The sequence below is a fragment of the Nitrospira marina genome (genome assembly GCF_059568365.1).
Genome location: NZ_JCANTH010000001.1, coordinates 794,416 through 816,712, shown reverse-complemented (window position 1 = coordinate 816,712; position 22,297 = coordinate 794,416). Strand labels below are relative to the sequence as shown.

General features: G+C 51.0%; 14 protein-coding genes. 7 read left to right on the top strand and 7 right to left on the bottom strand.

The window, feature by feature from the left end; all coding sequences use genetic code 11:
- Positions 1 to 33 precede the first annotated feature (33 nt).
- Both LX98_RS03465 and LX98_RS03460 read left to right on the top strand, forming a co-directional pair.
- Entirely contained in the window at positions 34 to 4,272 is a 4,239-nt protein-coding gene (locus LX98_RS03465; RefSeq protein ID WP_496427564.1) for a PKD domain-containing protein, read from the top strand.
- 169 nt (positions 4,273 to 4,441) lie between these two features.
- Positions 4,442 to 5,558, top strand: a protein-coding gene (locus LX98_RS03460) for an IS3 family transposase (RefSeq protein WP_496427563.1) whose coding sequence is annotated in 2 segments (ribosomal slippage) — positions 4,442 to 4,768 and positions 4,770 to 5,558 — 1,116 coding nt in all. Because the reading frame shifts where the segments join, the coding sequence is not laid out codon by codon here.
- A gap of 327 nt (positions 5,559 to 5,885) precedes the next feature.
- Here the strand turns inward: LX98_RS03460 and LX98_RS03455 are convergent.
- The 6 genes from LX98_RS03455 to LX98_RS03430 form a co-directional block, all read right to left on the bottom strand.
- A complete protein-coding gene (locus tag LX98_RS03455) occupies positions 5,886 to 8,144 on the bottom strand; it encodes an FG-GAP-like repeat-containing protein (protein ID WP_496427562.1) in 2,259 nt (752 codons plus the stop codon).
- A gap of 1,341 nt (positions 8,145 to 9,485) precedes the next feature.
- Positions 9,486 to 11,135, bottom strand: a complete 1,650-nt coding sequence (locus LX98_RS03450) for an FG-GAP-like repeat-containing protein (protein ID WP_496427561.1) — start codon at positions 11,133 to 11,135, stop codon at positions 9,486 to 9,488.
- Positions 11,136 to 12,045: 910 nt separating this feature from the next.
- Positions 12,046 to 12,507, bottom strand: coding sequence for a hypothetical protein (locus LX98_RS03445; RefSeq protein ID WP_496427560.1), 462 nt, complete (start codon positions 12,505 to 12,507; stop codon positions 12,046 to 12,048).
- Complete coding sequence (locus tag LX98_RS03440) at positions 12,504 to 13,175, bottom strand: transposase family protein (RefSeq protein WP_496427559.1); 672 nt, start codon at positions 13,173 to 13,175, stop codon at positions 12,504 to 12,506. The genes LX98_RS03445 and LX98_RS03440 overlap by 4 nt, the downstream gene beginning before the upstream one ends.
- 533 nt (positions 13,176 to 13,708) lie before the next feature.
- On the bottom strand, positions 13,709 to 15,010 hold the full coding sequence (locus LX98_RS03435) for an O-antigen ligase family protein (RefSeq protein ID WP_496427558.1): 1,302 nt from the start codon (positions 15,008 to 15,010) through the stop codon (positions 13,709 to 13,711).
- A gap of 235 nt (positions 15,011 to 15,245) precedes the next feature.
- The gene (locus tag LX98_RS03430; protein ID WP_496430558.1) at positions 15,246 to 16,109 is read right to left on the bottom strand and encodes a KpsF/GutQ family sugar-phosphate isomerase; all 864 of its coding nucleotides are present in this window, start codon (positions 16,107 to 16,109) and stop codon (positions 15,246 to 15,248) included.
- A gap of 542 nt (positions 16,110 to 16,651) precedes the next feature.
- Here LX98_RS03430 and LX98_RS03425 point away from each other — a divergent pair.
- Genes LX98_RS03425 through LX98_RS03415 form a run of 3 tightly spaced genes read left to right on the top strand, consistent with a single transcriptional unit; the run spans position 16,652 to position 18,372 of the window.
- On the top strand, positions 16,652 to 17,347 hold the full coding sequence (locus tag LX98_RS03425) for a hypothetical protein (RefSeq protein WP_496427557.1): 696 nt from the start codon (positions 16,652 to 16,654) through the stop codon (positions 17,345 to 17,347).
- Between the two features lie 57 nt (positions 17,348 to 17,404).
- Positions 17,405 to 17,764, top strand: a complete 360-nt coding sequence (locus LX98_RS03420) for a Gfo/Idh/MocA family oxidoreductase (RefSeq protein ID WP_496427556.1) — start codon at positions 17,405 to 17,407, stop codon at positions 17,762 to 17,764.
- Positions 17,761 to 18,372, top strand: coding sequence for a Gfo/Idh/MocA family oxidoreductase (locus tag LX98_RS03415; protein WP_496427555.1), 612 nt, complete (start codon positions 17,761 to 17,763; stop codon positions 18,370 to 18,372). The genes LX98_RS03420 and LX98_RS03415 overlap by 4 nt, the downstream gene beginning before the upstream one ends.
- Before the next feature lie 11 nt (positions 18,373 to 18,383).
- Here LX98_RS03415 and LX98_RS03410 read toward each other — a convergent pair whose 3' ends face one another.
- Positions 18,384 to 19,004, bottom strand: coding sequence for a hypothetical protein (locus LX98_RS03410; RefSeq protein WP_496427554.1), 621 nt, complete (start codon positions 19,002 to 19,004; stop codon positions 18,384 to 18,386).
- Positions 19,005 to 19,411: 407 nt separating this feature from the next.
- On the opposite strand from LX98_RS03410, the gene LX98_RS03405 reads away from it, so the two are divergent.
- Together LX98_RS03405 and ilvD are read left to right on the top strand one after the other, a co-directional pair.
- Entirely contained in the window at positions 19,412 to 20,017 is a 606-nt protein-coding gene (locus LX98_RS03405; protein ID WP_496427553.1) for a methyltransferase, read from the top strand.
- Positions 20,018 to 20,599: 582 nt separating this feature from the next.
- On the top strand, positions 20,600 to 22,273 hold the full coding sequence (gene ilvD, locus LX98_RS03400) for a dihydroxy-acid dehydratase (protein WP_496427552.1): 1,674 nt from the start codon (positions 20,600 to 20,602) through the stop codon (positions 22,271 to 22,273).
- Positions 22,274 to 22,297 lie beyond the last annotated feature (24 nt).

The window sequence follows — 22,297 nt, the reverse complement described above, 5'->3', positions numbered from 1 at the left end:
TTGGAATATAAAAAAAAATCAGAGTGGTTTAGAGTGGCACTTGGCTGTGCTCTACTTCTGCTGGCGGCCTCTGTGGTGCCAGCCGCCGCCGCTATTGTGCGGCAACCTTACCTGCAACTTGTCACCCCCACCTCCATCACGATTGTCTGGCGGACCGACCTGAGTTCAGCGGACAATAGCCAGGTAAAATACGGCACGGTGTCTGGCTCCCTGACCCAAACGGCCACCGGCACGGCGGTTACCCGGTCCGGGCTCAATGTCAAAGATCACATTGTTACCATTACGGGCCTGACGGCTGCCACAAAATATTTCTATAACATCGGCACTGCGAATGACGGGATACAAGGGGGTGGCACGACCAATCACTTTTTTGTCACGGCACCCCACGTTGGGTCCACTACGCCTATTCGAGCATGGGTGCTGGGCGACGGCGGCGACGGCGGGGTCAATCAACGGAATGTACGGGATGCGATGCTGACCGAAACCGCACTGAATCCTCCTGCTCCTAATCTAATCCTGCACATGGGAGACATCGCGTATGAAAGCGGTACCGACGCCGAATTTACCACCAAGCATTTTGCGGTTTATCAAGATATTCTCCGCCAGACGCCCCTTTGGCCGACGTTAGGTAATCATGAGGCCCTGTCGGTCACGACCTCATTGGGCATTGGGCCCTACTACGAAGCCCATGTCCTGCCGAGCAGCGGTCAAGCGGGGGGGGTGGCCTCTGGCACCGAGGCCTACTATGCCTTTGATTACGCCAATGTGCATTTTATTGTGCTGGATTCCATGGACAGTAGCCGGGCCCCAGGCTCGCCGATGGTGACCTGGTTACAAAACGATCTGGCTTCGACGGGGCAAGAGTGGGTGATCGCCTTCTGGCATCATCCGCCTTATTCAAAAGGCCACGACTCGGACAATGCCAATGACTCCGGGGGACGTCTGATCGACATGCGGGAGACGATTCTCCCCATTCTGGAGGCTGGAGGAGTCGATTTAGTCCTTGCGGGACATTCGCATGCTTATGAACGATCTTATTTGATTGACGGCGCCTATGGCTACGGCACAGCGCCCAACTTCGCCACACCATCATTCAGTACGCTTCAAGCTGATGGCCATATTCTAGATGCCGGAAATGGCCAGCCCTTTGGCACGGGGGCGTATCAAAAAAGTGCCGGGGGTGTTTCGCACGACGGGACGGTGTATGTCGTCGCCGGCCACGGCGGCCATGGTCTTGATTCCAACCATCCAGTGCATCCCGTTATGGCGGTGCTTGACCTGGCCTATGGGTCGGTACTTTTGGACATTACGGGCAGCAGCCTCACGTTTCGGAATTTGCGGGCAGGAGGCGCCATCTCCGACACCGTAGCAATTCAGAAAAGTCTGCCGCCCCCCTCCGCCTTAACCATTTCGAACCTGACCGTGGCCAGCGGGCAAGCGTATGTTGTGCCCGCTTCCGGCCTCCAATCCGGGGGCACGGTCTATATTGACCGCGCCTATACGTTTACCACGGTTCCTGCCAGCGTACAGGGTGCCACGTATATCCGAACCGCCAACAATGATAAAGCGGCGACCACTGCTACTTTCCTCAGCTTTACGGTTAATCAACCCGTCTCCGTGTCGGTTGCCCATGACGTACGTCTCACCCCTAAGCCGTCGTGGTTGAGCACCTTTACGGATACCGGCACGAATCTGGTGACCTCGGATACAACCCTCCGCCTGTTTGCGCGGTCATTTCCGGCCGGGACTATAACCCTCGGGGGCAATGCCGGTGGCGGAGGCAGCATGTATTCGGTCATTGTCCAACCCCAGGGCGGAGGAGGACCGGTTAACCAAGCCCCGAATGGGGTCATCAATACCCCCAGTGGGGGGCAGACCATTCAGGTGGGCCAGACCGTCACTTTTACTGGAACGGGCACTGATCCTGAATCGAACCTACCCCTTACCCATCGGTGGACCTTTGGAACTGGCTCCGGGATTGCTGATCGCACGGTAGAAGACCCCGGCGCCATAACCTTTACAACCGCCGGAGTGTTTACGGTGACCTATACGGTGACGGATGCCCTGGGATTGACCGACCCCACCCCCGCAACCGTTCAAGTGACGGTCCAGACACAAGGAACAGGCTTTACCGCCTACAATGACCTCGCCTGGGGCACCGGCCAGCTCGAAGAGAATATCACAAAAATCACCTCTCCCGTCGGGAATTCAGGCTTACCCAGCAGCGGCATACTTAAAGATTTCACCACCGGCCTCAATACCGGTGTGACCCTAACCGTGACGGGCGGCGAATTTATAGGTAGTGGTCAAGCCACTCTGGGTGCAAACCCTACCATGGGAGACGCTTTCACCATCTTTAATGGAAAAGTCAGTACTCTTGGCGTTATCTCCTACGTCAATCAAATCACCAACTCGCTCCAGTTGACCTTTAGTGGGCTCAATCCTAGTAAGACCTACGAGTTGTCCTTCCTTGCTCATCGAGATTTTTACGGTTGGGATCGGGCCTCTCTCGTAACTCTTTCCGGGCAGGACGCGTTTACCAACACAAGTTCGGTCGCAAGCGATAATCCCAGTGAGGTCGGCGGGGTGATCTTCTCCGGGCCGTCAGATACTTCCACTCGTCTACCGGCGGACAATGACAAGGGATACGTGGCGCGATTTAGCAATATTGAGCCAGGCAGCGATGGAGAGGTCGTGCTTACCATTAGCTTTGATGGAATCAGCGCCAGCCAATACACGGGGAAGTATGGCAGTGCAATCCGGCTGATGGAGTCCAGCGACGGAGGAGGACCGGTTAACCAAGCCCCGAATGGGGTCATCAACACCCCTGGTGGGGCGCAGACCATCCAGGTGGGCCAGACGGTCACCTTTACTGGAACGGGCACTGATCCTGAACCGAACTTACCCCTTACTCATCGGTGGACCTTTGGAGCTGGCTCTGGAATTGCTGATCGCACGGTAGAAGACCCCGGCGCCATAACCTTTACAACCGCCGGGGTGTTTACGGTGACCTATACGGTGACGGATGCCCTGGGATTGACCGACCCCACCCCCGCGACGGTTCAAGTGACGGTATCTGGCACACCGCCCCCCTCCGCCTTAACCATTTCGAACCTGACCGTGGCCAGCGGGCAAGCGTATGTTGTGCCCGCTTCCGGCCTCCAATCCGGGGGCACGGTCTATATTGACCGCGCCTATACGTTTACCACGGTTCCTGCCAGCGTACAGGGTGCCACGTATATCCGAACCGCCAACAATGATAAAGCGGCGACCACTGCTACTTTCCTCAGCTTTACGGTTAATCAACCCGTCTCCGTGTCGGTTGCCCATGACGTACGTCTCACCCCTAAGCCGTCGTGGTTGAGCACCTTTACGGATACCGGCACGAATCTGGTGACCTCGGATACAACCCTCCGCCTGTTTGCGCGGTCATTTCCGGCCGGGACTATAACCCTCGGGGGCAATGCCGGTGGCGGAGGCAGCATGTATTCGGTCATTGTCCAACCCCAGGGCGGAGGAGGACCGGTTAACCAAGCCCCGAATGGGGTCATCAATACCCCCAGTGGGGGGCAGACCATTCAGGTGGGCCAGACCGTCACTTTTACTGGAACGGGCACTGATCCTGAATCGAACCTACCCCTTACCCATCGGTGGACCTTTGGAACTGGCTCCGGGATTGCTGATCGCACGGTAGAAGACCCCGGCGCCATAACCTTTACAACCGCCGGAGTGTTTACGGTGACCTATACGGTGACGGATGCCCTGGGATTGACCGACCCCACCCCCGCAACCGTTCAAGTGACAGTGTCTGGCACACCACCCCCCTCCTCTTTAACCATTTCAAACCTAACCGTGGCCAGCGGGCAAGCGTATGTTGTGCCCGCTTCCGGCCTCCAAGCCGGGGGCACGGTCTATATTGACCGCGCCTATACGTTTACCACGGTTCCTGCCAGCGTACAGGGTGCCACGTACATCCGAACTGCCAACAATGATAAAGCGGCGACCACTCCGACTTTCCTCAACTTTACGGTCAATCAACCCGTATCCGTTTTTGTCGCCCATGGGGATCGTATTATCCAAAAACCTTCGTGGTTGAACACCTTTACCGACACCGGCGCAAATCTCGTGACTTCGGATACGACTCTCAGCCTGTTTGTGCGAACCTTTCCCGCAGGGACCATTACCCTCGGGGGTAATGTCAGCGGTGGCAATGTCGGAAATAATTTGAGTATGTATTCCGTCATCGTCCAATCCCAGAACACATCTCCGTAAACAGATCGTTTCCAAGCCCCACAACAATACCAAGGAATGGGATCATTACCCCTTGCCTTGGGGCAGCCTGACCCAACTCCTGCAACCATTAATGTGACAGTGTAAGCTTCTCCATATCGAGGACAGACCAAAAGTAGAGCTTTCTGGCATCATTTACCAGGAGGTTCTCATGAAAACGTCTCGATTCAGCGAAACCCAAATTATCGCGATTTTGAAACAAGGCGACGGCGGCATCAAAGTCAAAGATCTGTGTCGGGAACACGGGATCTGCGACGCGACCTATGATAACTGGAAGGCGAAGTACGGCGGGCTGGAGGCGTCGGATCTCAAGCGACTCAAGGAAGTCGAAGGCGAACTGGGGAAACTCAAGCGGATGTATGCGGATCTCGCCTTAGAGAATCGGGCGCTGAAGGATTTGATCGAAAAAAAAGCTTTAACGCCGTCCGGCAAACGGGCGGCGATTAAGATGATGCATGACACCCACGGGGTCTCGGTGAAGTCGGAGTTGTGCCGCTGTCGGGTTCGCCCGGTCAGCCTACTACCAATATCCAGTTGATTGGCAGGTGCGTGATGCCGAGGTGATTGAGGCGCTCAATGAATTGGTTGAAGCCCATCCGCGATGGGGTGCCTGGAAATACATTACTTGGTTACGAATGTTGGGCCAGCGTTGGAACCATAAACGGATTTACCGAGTTTATCGCCAGTTAGGGCTGAACCACCCTCGGCGCACCAAACGCCGCCTCCCGACACGGCCCTCCCTGCCAGTCTTTGTACCCGAGGGTGCAAACGAAGTGTGGTCCTCCGAATTTATGAATGATGCGTTATACCATGGTGCCCGATTTCGCACCTTGAACCTCATTGATGACTTCAATCGGGAAGCGTTAGCCATTGAGATTGATACCTCGCTACGGGCTGAGCGAGTCACTCGGGTCCTTGACCGCTTAAAGGCAGAACGCGAGTTGCCCCACATGATTCGCGTGGATAACGGCCCAGAATTCATCGCTCAGCCACTCCAGGAATGGGGAAAGGCGAATCGGGTGTTGATCGATCACATTCAACCAGGTTGCCCGACGCAGAATGCATTTATCGAGCGATTTAATCGTACCTATCGGAATGAGGTGCTCAATCTCTATCTGTTTCGGAGTTTGGAAGAAGTGCGGGAGATCACAGCCGGTTGGCGGACCATCTACAATGAACACCGGCCCCACAAGGCTTTACAGGGAGCTGCCCCGTATCATTATCAGAAATTAACGCCCGAAAACTCTACTTATGAACTGTCCGCTTGACGGGGAAGCTTACAACAGCATATGCCCATCTCGTGGACGACAGACACTCCGTCTATATGGGTAACCAAGGTGGTCACCATTTATTAAAAGAGGAGTTTTTGGGGGGGGGTTATTTTTTCTAATAGTCTATTGTTCTGCAGCGGGGAACAACTCAGGTATAGCCATCAACCATTAATTGATTAGAGCAAACCATGAGAATTTAAGAGGATTCTTTATGAAAACAACGATTGTTGTTCAGACAACTTGAATATTTTTAAGACATGGAGGGAATTCCACTCATGCTTCTAATGGGAGCCGCTGGAGAGAATTCTCCCTATTTACCTCTGCTTATTGAATTTGCCAATCCAGAGACGTAGTAGCGGGATAGCCCGTTGATGTTATGGTCGCCCCATTCATTAACCATACCGCTACTGTGCCACTACCCGTATTATGCCAGACGAGGTCGGCCTTCCCATCCCCATTGAGATCGCCTATCTGTCGAATAACCCAATTTAACGAGACACTACCTGGAAAGCCGCTCGAGGTGATTGTCGCACCGTTCATGAACCACACTGCCACCGCGCCTGAGCTCGCATGCCGCCAAACAATGTCATCCGTGCCATTCCCATTCATATCTCCCACGCCCGCAATCTGCCAGGCTAAGGATCCGCCTGATGGGAAACCCGTTGACGAAATAGTCGCCCCATTCATCAGCCACACTGCCACGGCCCCTGTGCTGTTTTTACGCCAAACGAGGTCGGCCTTCCCATCGCCATTGAGATCGCCTACCTGCTTAATTACCCAATCCAACGGTACACTCCCTGGAAAACCGCTCGAGGTGATGGTCGTCCCATTCATGATCCACACTGCCACTGCACCACTGCTCGTATTTCTCCAGACAAGATCGGCCTTCCCATCGCCATTGAGATCCCCTACGCCCACGATCTGCCATGCTAAAGGCGCCCCAGATGGGAACCCCGTCGACGTGATGGTTGCCCCGTTCATGAACCACACTGATACTGCACCACTGCTCGTATTTCTCCAGACCAGGTCGGACTTCCCATCGCCATTAAGATCGCCCCCTCCGGCGATTTGCCAGGATAAAGACGCCCCGCCTGGAAACCCGGTAGAGGCAATATTAACACCGTTCATAAGCCACACTGCCGAGGCACCCGTACTGGTATTCCGCCAAACAAGATCCGATTTGCCGTCGATATTAAAATCCTGTGCGGCAATGGTACCACTGGAATTTTTGACGATGCCCACAGTGTCGGTGATCCCGCCCCCTGCCCGCAAATTCCGAAACGTGAGGCTGCTACCCGCAATGTCCAAAAGTACCGACCCATAGGCCAGGTCAACTACTGTCATGACCGGATGGGATCCAGTGGCTTCAATGCTTTTACCCCCATGACCTGCGACCACATACACCGTTCCCTCGTGCGAAACACCCCCGGCACTTTTTTGATACGCTCCCGTCCCAGAAGGATTCCCATTTCCCGCATCTAGAATATGGCCATCAGCTTGAAGCGTACTGAATGATGGTGTGGCGAAGTTGGGTGCCGTACCATAGCCATAGGCGCCGTCAATCAAATAGGATCGTTCATAAGCATGCGAATGTCCCGCAAGGACCAAATCGACTCCGCCAGCCTCCAGAATGGGGAGAATCGTCTCCCGCATGTCGACCAGGCGCCCTCCAGAGTCATTGGCATTATCCGAGTCGTGGCCTTTTGAATAAGGCGGATGATGCCAGAAGGCGATTACCCACTCCTGCCCCGTCGAAGCCAGATCGTTTTGTAACCAGGTCACCATCGGCGACCCCGGGGCCCGACTACTGTCCATCGAATCCAGGACAATAAAATGCACATTGGCGTAATCAAAGGCATAGTAGGCCTCGGTGCCAGAGGCCACCCCCCCCGCTTGGCCGCTGCTCGGCAGGACATGGGCTTCGTAGTAGGGGCCAATGCCGAGCGAAGTATTGACCGATGGCGATTCGTGATTGCCAAGAGTGGGCCAGAGGGGCGTTTGGCGGAGAATATCTTGATAGACCGCAAAATGCTTGGTGGTGAATTCCGCGTCGGTGCCGTTTTCATACGCGATGTCTCCCATGTGCAGAATAATATCGGGGGGATTTGTCGTAGTCTCGATCAACATCGCATCCCGCACATTCCGTTGATTGACCCCGGCATCGCCTGAGTCGCCCAGCACCCATGCTCGAATAGGCGTAGCCGACCCGACGGGGGGTGCCGTGACAAAAAAGTGATTGGTCGTGCCACCCGCCTGTACGACATTTGGCGCGGTGCCGACGTTATAGAAATATTTTGTGGCACCCGTCAGGCCCGTAATGGTAACAATGTGATCCTTGACATTGAGCCCTGACCGGGTGACCGCCGTGCCGGTGGCCGTTTGGGTCAGGGAGCCAGACACCGTGCCGTATTTTACCTGGCTATTGTCCGCTGAATTCAGATCGGTCCGCCAGACAATCGTGATGGAGGTGGGGGTGACAAGTTGCAGGTAAGGTTGCCGCACAACAGCGGCGACGGCTGGCACCACAGAGGCCACCAGCAGGAATAGCAGACAGGCCAGGCTCACGACACCAATTTTCTTCATGTATTTATAATCCCGAATGAAGGTGGGGAAATAGACCACCCTCCTGATCAACTAGAAAAAAGTGAAAAGGAAACCTTTCTAATTATTGAGGCTCCTCGTGAGTCGAGAAACTCTCCTGGCAACAGAACTGGAGTTTCATTCAAATAGCGAATCCAAGACACCCATGCCATTATTGGGCATCTGATTTTCCCAACCCACAGAATTGGGCTTTTTTCATTAATTAGAGGTACGGGAATATGCATTTGCATCAAGGCGTGAAAGAGAACGACTGAGTGAATCCAAATAAAGGCAGATTTTCAAAACTTTGTTCATAATCTAGCTATGCGTATACACAATTAATTATTAGTATAAAAATAACGCATTAAGACTATCAAAATTAACCAAGCATATCCCGTGCCAGGCGAATATCCGATAGGTAATTAGGTTGGGAGAAAAATGATCAATATAGTTTGAATCTTATATTTATATTTAAAATTCATAGATTCTTTAGAACCGACAGACATTTTAGACAAAACAATTTTTCTTGGAACTTTATAATAGCTATAGAGCCTTTAAACTTTAATTCTGGTCCCTGACACTTCTCAAGATTCGGGGATCGGTCAATAGACCATATGGTAATTATCCCACACATCCAACCAGTCCATCCGTTGCTTCAAGAAAGACCGCAGTCAATTTTGACTTACACGGGCCTTTCCGAATCTTTCAACCTTCTATTTCACTTAAGCTTTTACGAACAAAAGTTGGGGTTTGAGCCATATATGAACATTCTCAAAACAAAGTCTGGTGCTGTAAGCCTCCCAAAAATCTGGACAGGCGAAAGTAGAGCTTTCTGGCATCCTGAAAACAACACCTTCAAAGAAATGGAAAGAAGATTTCTTGTGAGTTTCAGTTCTTATACTCTAATTCGTTGATGTTTCTTGGGCTATGCTGGTATCGAAAACTCATAAAACTTTTTTAGACACCAAAATCCTTACCCACGTAACACATCTGCAAGGTAGGACAGTCCTGTCCAATGGGAAAAAGGCCCTAAATTTAAGAGGACCATCTTGAAGAGGCCTCCATGATAATGTATGTAAAATTAAAAGCCCTTCCTCCCCTTTTCCTACCAAACGTGAAGGCTTTTAGTGCTTTCTCCATTAATTGGCAACAAGCAAGTGGGTGCAATGCCGGGAGAGGTATCAATTCCACCTCATTACCCCCAAGTCTCATATGCGATTCTCAACTTCATGGACCTACGGAAGAGTTTAATAAAGCTTGGTACCCCAGTTTGACGTGACCCCCGTTTCCTACCAGAAACGGGGGTCACATAAAGCAGCTTTCTCTTTAATAAGGGGATTCAAGCTAATCTTGAATTTCCCAAGCCGTCGACGCGCTGCCGATAAAGCCAACGTCCGTCCTGGTCGCCCCGTTCATCAGCCACACGGCCACTGCGCCGCTCGAGGTATTGCGCCAGATAATATCCGCCTTGCCATCCCCATCCGTATCGTCGACTTGCCTGATTTGCCATGCTGAGGCCACACCGCCCAATGAATCCAGGGAGAAGGGCACTTCTTTTCCATTCAGCAACCACACCGCAGCACTGCCATTCGTATGCCGCCAGACAAGGTCGGCCTTGTTATCACCATTCAAATCCCCGACTCCCTTGATTGTCCAAGCTGTCGAAGCAGTGCCGGGAAAGCCAACGTCCGTCCTGGTCGACCCGTTCATCAGCCACAGAGCCACTGCGCCACTGGTGGTGTTGCGCCAGATGATATCCGCCTTGCCATCCGCATCGGTATCGCCCACCCCCGCAACCTGCCATGCTGAGGCCACACCCCCCAATGAATCCAGGGAGAAGGGCACTTCTTTTCCATTCAGCAACCACACCGCAGCACTACCATTCGTATGCCGCCAGACAAGGTCAACCTTGTTGTCACCATTCAAGTCCCCGACTCCCTCGATTGTCCAAGCTGTCGAGGCAGTGCCGGGAAAGCCAACGTCCATTCTGGTCGACCCGTTCATCAGCCACACAGCCACTGCGCCACTCGTGGTGTTGCGCCAGATGATATCCGCCTTGCCATCCGCATCGGTATCACCCACCCCCGCAACCTGCCACGCTGAGGCCACACCGCCCAGTGAATCCAGGGAGAAAGGCACTTCCTTTCCATTTAGCAACCATACCGCGGCACTGCCATTCGTATGCCGCCAGACAAGGTCGGCTTTGCCATCCCCATCTAAATCATGCCGCACAGAACTAGATGAAGATTCAATCAGCCGGACCGCGCTGCCATATTTACCGAGGAATTCATTGCCAGCGGTTCCGTCCCAACTGATGGTCAGCACCACAATACCATCGCCGCCGGAATTCACCTCGCTCCACCGCGCTACATAGCCATTATCGTTGTCCGCCGGTAGCCGAGTTGAGTTATCTCCCGACCCTGAATAAATCACACCACCAACCTCACTGGGATTGTCGGAGGCGACAGAACTCGTATTCATTCGCGCAGCTGTTCCGGAAATTGTTACGAGGGAGGCCCGATCCCAACCGTTCGCATTTCGATGAGCAAAAAAGGCCAGATCATACGTCCTATTCGGATTAAGCCCGCTAAAGGTCAATACGAGCGGATCGTTCACACCAGGATCATTGTAGGAAAGTACACCCTGCCCGCTGATCTTGCCATCAAAGATCGAGAAGGCATCTCCAGTAGTCGGGTTTGCCCCTTGAGTGGCCTGGGCAGCACCGAGAAATTGTCCCCCCGTCACAGTCAGGGTCACACCGGTATCGAGGCCCGTGGTGAAATCCTTCAGTAGACCAGTGCTGGGTAAGCCTGAGCCTCCGTTGGGGGAGGTGATCTTTGTGATATTCGTTTCGAGCTGTCCAGTGCCCCAGGCAAGGTCATTGTAGGCCGTAAAACCTGCCGCAGCGGCAATAGACCCCGTTCCCATAGCCAACACAGCAGTCGCTAGTGACCCTGCTACCCACCATGATTTTCGACACGTATTCCTTTTCATAAATCCGCCTTTCTTTTCTCTCCAGGAATTAGACCAGATTCTAAATTGAATCTGTTCATTTCGACATATTTTCACAAAAGATCATTCCCGGACAATTGTTAGAACACACCTAAAGAATATACAAATGACCTCATGCTATAGCACATTTTCCCTCTCGATCTTATAGAAATGTTGGGGGAGTAAGATCTCAAATATCCGATTTCATAAAACGCTCCACTTGTTTTTCTTGTCACCACCTCCTTTGTCTCTCTATAGAAATTTAGTCGATTTTCCTGGATGGTCAATCCTGGTTACCTGCTTGAAAAACGATGAGTATCATTCTTCCGGCTTAGTACAGCAAAACAACTGCCACATTTCTGGGTACCACGATTTTCTCTGTACATTCCTTTTTTTCTCAGTGCGTTCCGTGAGCTCAATGAAACGATGGCGAAGTTAGAAAACTAGCTGTTTTTGAAAATAGTAAACGACTACGACAGAATTGGGTGCCCGGTGGTTTTAGGCCTAAAGAAAGGTAAAACATCTTCCAGCAAGGGATGTAATAGGTTCCTAACATAGATAAGTTTTTCGACAACACGAAAATTTTCAATACCCAGTGCTTCGATTCGAATTGTTGTTTATTCAACTATTTGGGGAATTTCAAATCCTTTCCGAATTTTCTCCTTAAATACTTTCGGATAACTCCAATTTTTATTCCTTATTCTCTTATTCATTCCCTAATTTCCTAATCGACAAGCGACAACACCTCGTTGACATATAAATTTCTTGCACCACATGACAAGACATCGTTGACAGACATTGGTCGCACCAGTTTACAGCTGAGGCGTTCTGGCGTTTTCACGGAGTTGGGAAGATCGATGATTGATCCGTGTGAATCTCTGACTCTCCGACGGTCTCCACTATACGGAGAGCGTCAGGAGCCCCGTTCGAATAGCCATTCGAACAAATTCCCGGGCGTACCGCAGGGGGGGCGTATCGGGTCATTAAGGATCTGGATATGGCCCTGTTCATTTACTCTCCGGATAAACCAGATCTGCCATCGATAAAGGGGCAGAGGATGCCCCAACCGAAGATCTAGTGACAGAAATCGCAAATCGGCGTTGACAATAGCCGGAGATCCCTGACGGTTCAGGCGTTGCTTGAGTTGGGTGTTGTAGGCGTCCTGGAAAGTCAGGGAACGCCTTTGCAGTTGCCTCAGCGTCCCGGAAACCGATGCTTCCAGACTCTTCCTTCCCAGGCCGTTGGAGCGCTCGACGAGAGCGTTGGTGGCCGGGCGTCGCTCGAAGGTAAAGACGGGAACCACTCCACAGGCAATGCACAACCGAATCACCTGACCTAAGCTGCGAGGATGCATGTGATCGCCCGTCAGGCTCATATCGTTATCCATTGCAAAAATCGAGGCGCTCCATGGTGCTCCCAATCTCTGACCAGAAAAGCCAGGACCCGCTGCACCCGACGGTCGGGCTCCACCGTACCATCGACCAGGCCTGTGGCCACATCCTTCCGGTTCAGAATGACCACCGGACGCTGGGAGGACAGGTAATGGCCAACATTAAAGTCGATCTGATGGACGTCGTTCTGTCGGTGCGCCAAGGGACACGGCAACGGCGGGCCCTTGTAAGATCGGTCCCGCCGTTTGCGGATCACGCGGTGGTGTCGAACCAGAATCCGATGAATCGTGCGAATCGAAGGCAGGGAGCGGATGTCCAAGGAGAGCAACCCGTTGGCAATAACTTCGGCCCCATTGAAGTCCAGCGGATTCCTCCGACTTCTGAGCCTGGTATGGCCACGAAGCACCAACCGCTCGAAGGTCGGCCTCCCGCGTCGAGGAAGTTGGTGGGAACGTTTCCTTTGCTCCAAAAACCAGGTCTTCCCCCCTCTCGGATTGCAACCCATCCATTTGTGCACCCATTGGCGACTCCGTGGCAGCTGGCGGGCAATCCATCTGACAGACTGTTCCTGCAACCACAACTCGACGCAGTGTTGCCGTTCCTGGATCAGCCCAAAGACTTTTTTGACTTCTATGCTTCCTCTCTCCTTCATGAAAGGAAGCAGACTGTATATCGAAAATCTTTGTCTTCCCAACTGTCAACGATGTCTTGTCCGTTTCTGTGGAAACGATCTATTGTCATGTGACCCCTAATGCGGTGGTTCCCCGAACGAAAGGCTATTCTTATTTGTTTAGTTAACTCATGGATAAGAAAAAAGTTAGGCGTGGATTGAGAACCTTGAGCGAGAGAATGGCAAAAACCACATCCGTCTCATGCGGTATTTTTTGATGAAATTTCCGGAATTCCATCAGTGGGTGGCGGCTTGGTTGCAGACAAAGAACACTATATCAAAAATTTTGATATACTCTTTATTGAAAGACTATATCACCAGATCCAACCAACTATTTAGGCATGGCATTTCTCCATCGGAATATTCTAAACCAGGGTAGATCCCTTTTTTTGAAACCGTCCATGAAAATCCGGAAGCGCCTCAGGGGAAGAAGAACTTTAGCCGATTGTTGATTACGTAAAACAATTGCATGGTTTAGAGCACCTGACATTCGCCAACTTATCTTAAAACCTTGGCTAGCCACTTCTATGCCCTGACTGGTTGCATTTTCCCCCCACTTGTGAGTTCGAAAGAACTACACTCGTCCCGACAAGTATCCAAAACAGATAGGAATGGCTTCCGCCGAAGCTGTCCTCGAAAAAAATACGGATCGAAAATCCAAGAACCATAAGAAATACTCCCATCTGTAACCACCGATGTGAGGAATTCATAGCTTTTGTCCAGTCCTCATAGATGGTAACTCCCACTTTGGCGAGCAACCAAAGAAACAAGACCAATCCTGGTAACCCAGCCCCTGTCACCACCATGAGATACCAGTTATGCGGTTTTTCGGGAATATCGGGAATTCCGAGATTCACAGCTTCCAACTCGACGATATTTTGCCCATGGCGCTTTTCTAAAATAGGCACGCCATAACCCACACCTACGATTGGATGGTCCAGAATATCTGCAGCACTAAGATTCCATACTGCTAACCGAGCCTTAATAGTCCAGGGATTAAAGGTTTCTCGATGTAATCCCAATTGACCAAGGACCACTCCAACCAAAAGGAATAAGACCATTCCTATCATCAGCAAGCGAAAAGTGTGCCGTTTATGGACAAGAAATCCTCCAACAATTAATTGCGTCAGACAGGCTAACCAGACACCACGACTATAGGAAAGCACTAGGGCCAAGAAAGAGAGAAACATGCCACAACCTAACAGCACCCGTTTCCAGGAACTGGTCACTGCCAAGAATCCCGTGATGAACAGAGGGAAAACCATCAACACATTGGTACTCAGCCAGGTAAAATCTGCGCCGCCTGCTTTTGGAAAACCCGCACGAATCGTGCGATCCAAAAGATTCCCTCCCCGGTCCCAAAAATCAAGAAGGGAATAGGAGTAACAGGCAATCGCCCCCACCAGTAAGACGGGGAGAGCCTTTCTTAGAAAATATTCATTTCGTTGTTCCTGCACAATCACACAGGTGCCATAGAACACCGCCAACTGTGCTACAATTTTTTGCCATTCCTTCAGACTGACCCAAGGATCAATTGAAAAAGGAATCGTAAAGGCCACCCATCCCACAAAACAGATAAACGGGACAAGGAGCGGGGTATGAATCCAGAGGGGCTTTCGCTCCAATACACAAAGGAGCATTGCCATACCCAGAAGAGGGAAAAAGAAATATTCTTGAATATGGAACAGTCGGGGAGAAAACCCCAAAAGAATAACTATACATAGCCCCCACCCAAGGGCAGGCCACAGATCAGAACGGGAGAAAGTCCTCGAAGAGGAGGTGCTGCCAACCTGTCCCACGTCCAAGTCGGTACTCATTGGATCAGATCATTTGAGACAAGGTAGATCTCGCCCTAGAAATGTTTTCAAACTAATTATCATTAGCCGTCCATGTGTGGGCAAAAATGCTTGACACTCTCTTCCCCTACACGCAGAGCATCATGAAATCGGAACTTACAGGAATGCTTACTATCACGCCGTACCCTACCCATCTGAAACGACCTTCCCCCCTCGAATCAGATTCAAGACTCTTCTCATCTATTACGAGTCTTTGTTAAAGGCCACGGGAAATCAGATCATGAATATGTATCATGCCGACGACTTTTTCCTGTCGATCAAGGACGGGCAGCACGGAAATGGGCTTTTCCCGTTTCTCCATAAATTGAAGAACTTTGACGGCTTTTTCATCTTGATATACCCAACTGGGCTTTGGATTCATGACCGCTCCAATTGTGAGAGCGAAAAGGTTCTGTCCCCCCTCCAACACCCGGCGAATATCAAAGTCAGTGATCAATCCCAATAAACGATCTTCCTCATCAAGGACGGACACGGCGCCAGCACGTTTACTCGTCATTTCACACAACATGAATTGAATCGTGTGAGAAAGGCGAATAACCGCATTGGCTTCCCCGGTTCGCATCAGATCCCCAACGTTCAAAAGCAGTCGCTTTCCTAACTGCCCACCAGGGTGAAACATGGCATAGTCGGTTGGTTGAAAGTTTCGCAATTTCATCAAAGCCATGGCCAACGCATCTCCTAAGACCAAGGCTGCAGTGGTGCTGCATGTTGGTGCCAGATTGAGCGGACAAGCTTCTTCTTGTATGGGCGTCACAAGAACAAGATCGCTCCCTCGTGCCAAAGTGGAGTTTGCCTGCGCCGTAATGGCAATCATTCGTGCACCAATTTTTCGAATAATTGGAAGCAGTACCAGCAATTCTTCGCTTTCGCCTGATTTTCCTACCGCAATCACTATATCTTCTTTCGCCACAATCCCAATATCCCCATGCAGCCCCTCGGAGCCATGTAAATACACCGCAGGTGTGCCGGTGGACACCATCGTAGCCGAAATTTTATTCGCTATCAGGCCGGATTTCCCCACCCCTGTGAGAATCACTTTTCCCTGACAGGCTTGCAACATCTTGACTGCCTCCTCGAAAGGAAGACCGATGCTCTCCTCAAGGTGCGCAATGGCTTGACCTTCCAGTCTGATCACCCGACGAAGTTCCTGAAGAATATCCATAAGAATCTGATCTGTTGATCTCTAGTAAAATCGGCTATTTCGAAAAAAACGTTTCAAGGTGAAACTATCATTAGATAAACAGCTGACATTGACTCTATCCTAGAAAAGGCGCGGGCTTCGTCCCGCAACCGAGGAGCACCTTCGCTATACTGGAGAACCCCAACAAAGAGTTTTCCTATTAACGCACAATAGAAAGGAATGGAATCGGTGATAGGAGGAACTCTTGCCCCTTTTTGGGAAAAGGCCTTTTTCCATGGAAGAGCGTCTAAGCCTGTTCAAGTGTATCAATACACAAAATCGTAATTTGGGTCAAGTTGAGACAGGGCTCACATTCCCGGCTTGGATCATGCCACCGCCCCTTTCTGTAAGGGCTATTATCTCCTTCGCCGATCCTGGTACAAAGAAGGAAACCGAGACATATTGAAAGGCCCACACAGAGGATGAAAACTCAAAAATTATCATCTGCCACGACTCAAGAAATTTCCAGAATGTATAATGTGTTGGACTACGATGGGCTTGGCCCGGTTTATTGTGACGAAGGTGGAGACGCCTTTTGGGAGGACCGCCGAGGCCCTTGCAAGAAACTGGGGATCGCCATTGCGAAAGCCCTCCGCACCCGTTTGCCGCCTATGGGGCGAAGTTTATATGTGGGAGCAGGAGTCCCAGAAATTCCGGTTTTGCTCATGGAACGACTGGAATTAAATCGAACGATATGCCCCTATAATCTTCGGCAAGCAGAGGTGGATATTCTCAACCAAGCCGGGGGCGAAAATGGAATCCATTTTTACTGCGGGTCGGCAGAGACTGCGAAAGGCAAGGTTGATCATCTTTGGATTGTCAGCGTTCTGAATGACCCGGAAGAATTCCCCAATCTGTCAGTCCTTTTTTCATACGGCCGTGCGGACCCTCTGTTATTTGACGTATCGGCCTTTTCACACGAACGGGAAACAGGAATTCGCTTATTTGCCAATTGCATGGCCAAACTTACCATGCCAGGATTGCTCACGACTTCGGTGGAAGAAATGCCCTGGGTTGAACACTGGTGCCACTCTCATGGCATTCCATATCAAGTTGAGGATCGAACCTACCCAACAGCCCTGGTAGGCGATCCGGTATGTTTTATACACGTTGGATGAGGAACACTTCTTTTTTATTATCGCTTCTGCGGGATAAGGGAAAGAACCAGGGTTGTTATGAAACCGATTCACCTTGGATTGATTGGCGTAGGACGACACGGCTACCGTTATCTTCACCATTTGCTCTCCGTCGAGACGGGAGGAAAATTGATTGCCATCAGCCGAAGAAACATGGAAGAAGCCATTCGACTTGCCACCGAATACTCCCTCCGCTTTTACCCGAACTATCAGGATCTTTTAGCCGATTCGGCTATTCAGGCCGTTTTGATCGTGACCCCTCCCTCACTCAATCTTCCCATTGCCTTAGAAGCCATTCAACATGGCAAAGCGGTTCTTCTGAAAAACCCCTCGCCCTTAACCAGCTCCAAGGCCGCCAAATCGTTGAAGCCGCCACCAAAGCTAAAATCCCTGTTATGACTGCCCAGACTCTGCGGTATGAGCCAGCAATCCGCCAATTGCAAGCCATCGCCTCATCATTAGGCCAATGGCATTATCTTGTTTGCACCATGCGATTCGAATGCGGCCAAGGGTTGCCTGAAAAAAACACATCATGGAACAATTATGGGGCCCTCATGGAGTTTGGGATTCACTTGCTGGATCTGGTCCGTGTCCTCACTCAGGATGAGATCCATTCGGTCTCGGCTGACATTAGTCGACCTACGGCCCATGACCCCGAAAATCGGGCTTTCATTAAACTGGTTACGCAAAGAGGACTTCCCTGTTATCTTGATATCTCACGCGTCACTCAGGGACGAGTCACCCGCGCAGAAATTATGGCGTCAAAAGGACAAATCTTAGCCGATTGGACGACCAACATCGTTCGAAAAATTTCCGGAAGAAATGAGATATTAGACTATCCTTGCCCCCCAAGTGCAACGTTGATTGAAGTGCTTCGAGACTTTTGTCGGGCAATTCGAACCAGAGGCCCAATGCCGGTTACCGCAGAAGATGGGTTACGAGCAGTCGAAATTGCCGACGCGTGTTACCGTTCGGCACAGACTGGGAAATCCGTTTTCCTCAATTAATCCCTGTATCTTCATGGCCGACCTCCAGGCATTTGTGCTCTCCACAGCTCATAGGCATCATGGATGGATGATCCTTTCCTACGATAGGTTACGTCCGCTTCGCCGAAGATTTTCTCAATCAATTCCCAATCCTGCCGTGAGATATTAAAGCGTTGAAAGATTTCAGTAAGAGCTGGCTTCTCCCACATTGGTATTTTGTGGTTATAGCTCACGAGGGCCTCTAATATTTTGGATGTCAAACCACTCTGATGAATTGACTGTAAAAGCCCTGCACTTTCCCTTGCAAAACGCTGTTCAACCGCGGCTGAGATATATTCGCTCAACTCCGAGGATTGGGATTTCATTATGGCCGACTGAAATTGAATAAGGCCATGAATCAGTTGATTGGCCTGGGAGGTCCCCTCCGGCGGAAGAACATTCGCACTTTCAAACGTGGCTAAGAGGGCCATGACAGAACCAACCAGCGCCGAACCAGTTCGCTTTGAAGGAAAATCTGGCGAAGGCTGGGGAGACGAGGCAACCTCGCGGTCAGCAGGAAATAAATGATCCGGCACCCACGGTTTATACGTATAGGCTAAGCGAACGTTTATCTTCTCCTTCTGAATTGACTTCAGTTTTTCAACTTCTGACAATGACTCATTCTCCAAACCTCCCTCACTTCTACTTAGACCAACCTCCCACAGGAACAGGACAGTCGCTCCTATGCATAGAGTCAAGAAGAACCACGAGGATTTAAGGGTTTCCCCCTGGCAGGTCGTCAGATTCATAACTTTCAGTGGTTCTTTGGTTCTATAAACCACTTCCATTCGGTTTTTATGTTTTCAGCAAAACCGATGTATGGTCAAAGGACCGGTATGATGAGTCCCATAGGCAACCGGCAGATTCTTCCTGTGTTTTGGGGAAATTTTTTGCTTCAGGAAAAAGACCTTCACTTTCCTAACAGATAATTTCGATAAAATTCCATTGTCTTCTTAACTCATTTCTCCAAATGATAGTCGGTACCATTTTTGCTTTCTTATCCTCGCTCAGTATCATAATCATGAGCAACCCTCTGTGCACCCCTCAACTGCATTTCATTAAACGACCCATGAACTCGAACCTTCCCCGATCACGTCGTTATTACCAAAAGGGCATCTTACACCCCGAAGCCTGGTTTTCAATTGTGGAAAACGATTACACCAAATTCCTGGATGCCGTGAATTGGGATTCGCTATTTCCGGACCAGAACGCAGCCTATCAAATACTGGACATTGGATGTGGACCCGGCCGATTTCCGAAAATGTTGCAGGCATGGCTTCCGTCAACAATACGCCTTCATTATGATTATTTGGACCCTTCCCACTATTGCCTCTCCACCTGCAGCCAGTCTCTACGCCGACCATTTCTCCCCAGGCATGCCTGGCAAACCACATGGGACAATGCTGGAAAGTTCCTGGCTCCAGGTTCTTACGATGTGGCATGGGCGATTCAATCCTTCTCCTGCCTGGATCATCTCTCTCTCCCTACTTCCTTGTCCCGACTTATCGGTGCTCTGCACCCATTTCGAGGAACCGCATGTATTGTGCTTGCCAAGCAAGAGGCTTTTTTCTCACAACTGCATCAGACTTTCTTTCAAGAATGTTCCCCTCACGCTCCAGTGCCCTAACTTTCTGCAGAGTCGGTAGTTGCTGTTTTAGAAAAATTAAAAGCTTTTATCGCTATTCGAGAAATAGCCTGCACCCATAGCCTTTCAATCCGGGATGATCGACTATTGGAACAATACCTCCAACAAGTCGTCATGGATTCAACCCCCCTCCCAAATTGGATGAAGCAGCCCGGATTACGGCAGCTTATAGAGTCCTGCCGTCATGGAGACACCTATCATTTTACCAATCCATATTGGCTTATATTGTGTACACCCCCATCCGCAGGAGCCGGGGGGAGGCTTCGGCTCCAGCAATACCTCTCATCTATAACATCTTGTAACCTGGCCTGCTAGAAATCTCAGCAGCATACCGCCATCCTTGCTATGTCGGTGGACAAGACTGTGTGGCGTCTTCCCCCTGCGCATCCATTGCTCTTCTCCTGCTGATTCCTCGGAAAATCATCCTTACCAGGGCTGCACGAACAATCTTTTGTCCCACCAACATTGACCATTTTCCTAGCATTATGAGACATTCAGGAAACGAATTATCGACTGATCCTATATTCCATTCATCAACGGTTATGATCGAAGGAGCACTGTTTCATGTCAAAAACCTTGAAGAAAAATAGCCTCCCCCTGACTGAGGGACCGGACCGTGCCCCCGCTCGTGCGATGCTCAGGGCTGTAGGCTTGACCGACGACGACTTTACCAGGCCCCTCATCGCGATCGCCAATACCTGGTCGGAAATCACCCCTTGTAATTATCATCTCCGCGATCTGGCGGCGAGTGTGAAACAGGGGATTCGTGAGGCGGGAGGGACCCCCATCGAATTCAACACAATCGTGGTCTCAGACGGTATCAGCATGGGGACGGAGGGGATGAAAGCCTCTTTGATTAGCCGAGAAGTGGTGGCGGATTCCATCGAATTGGTGGTTCGCGGACATCTGTTTGACGGAGTCATTGCCTTGTCGGGTTGTGACAAAACCATTCCAGGATGCGTGATGGCGCTGGCCCGCCTGAATCTTCCATCAATCATGCTCTATGGAGGCTCCATTATGCCTGGAGAATTCCATGGAAAACCGGTATCGATCCAGGACGTTTTTGAGGCCGTCGGATCACACGCCAAAGGGAAAATGACGACGGAGGAGCTGATTGAATTAGAACGACGAGCCTGCCCGGGAGCCGGCGCCTGCGGTGGTCAATTTACGGCGAATACCATGTCAATTGCGTTTGAGTTTTTAGGAATTTCCCCATTGGGATTCAATGGCGTGCCAGCCCTCGACCCCAGAAAGCACCAAGTGGCCAAGGAATGCGGAAAAATTCTGATCAATCTCCTGAAAAACGATCTTCGCCCACGGGATATTATTACTCGCCCCGCATTGGAAAACGCCATCGCGGCAATCGCCACTACCGGTGGATCCACCAATGGCGTCCTCCATCTTTTAGCCCTGGCCCATGAAATGTCGCTCCCATTAAATATTGACGATTTTGATACCATCAATCGCCAAGTCCCGCTCCTGGCTGATCTGAAGCCAGGAGGTCAGTTCATGGCAGCCGACCTCTATCAAGCAGGAGGCACACCCTTGGTGGCAAAATGGCTATTGGAATCTGGCCATCTCCATGGAGACCAAATCACCGTCACCGGACGAACCTTAGCTGAAGAAGCTGCCACAGCCAAGGAAACTTCAGGGCAAACAGTTCTTTTTCCCCCTTCCCATCCAATTAAACCAACGGGAGGACTTGTGATTCTGAAAGGCAACCTTGCCCCAGAAGGCTGTGTTGTCAAAGTGGCTGGTCATGCCAAATTAGCACACCATGGCCCGGCCAAAGTCTTCGACTGCGAAGAAGATGCGTTTCAGGCAGTCCAACAAGGAAAAATCGTGGACGGAGATGTGGTAGTTATTCGCTATGAAGGGCCACAAGGCGGACCAGGGATGCGAGAGATGTTAGGGGTGACGAGTGCTATTGTTGGGGCAGGATTAGGCGAATCCGTCGCCCTTTTGACGGACGGACGGTTTTCAGGAGCCACGTATGGTTTCATGGCTGGGCACGTCGCCCCTGAAGCCGCAAAAGGGGGACCGATTGCGGCGGTCCAAAACGGAGACCTGATTCATATCGACATTACTGCGAGACGTTTGGATGTAGAACTTTCAGAGCAAGACATTCAAGCCCGTTTGGCAAAATGGACTCCACCGGCACCACGGTATACAACAGGCGTCATGGCCAAATATGCCAGGATGGTTTCCTCCGCATCCCTGGGAGCCGTAACTTCTTAGCGGATCACCCTCCAGGGAGCAGTC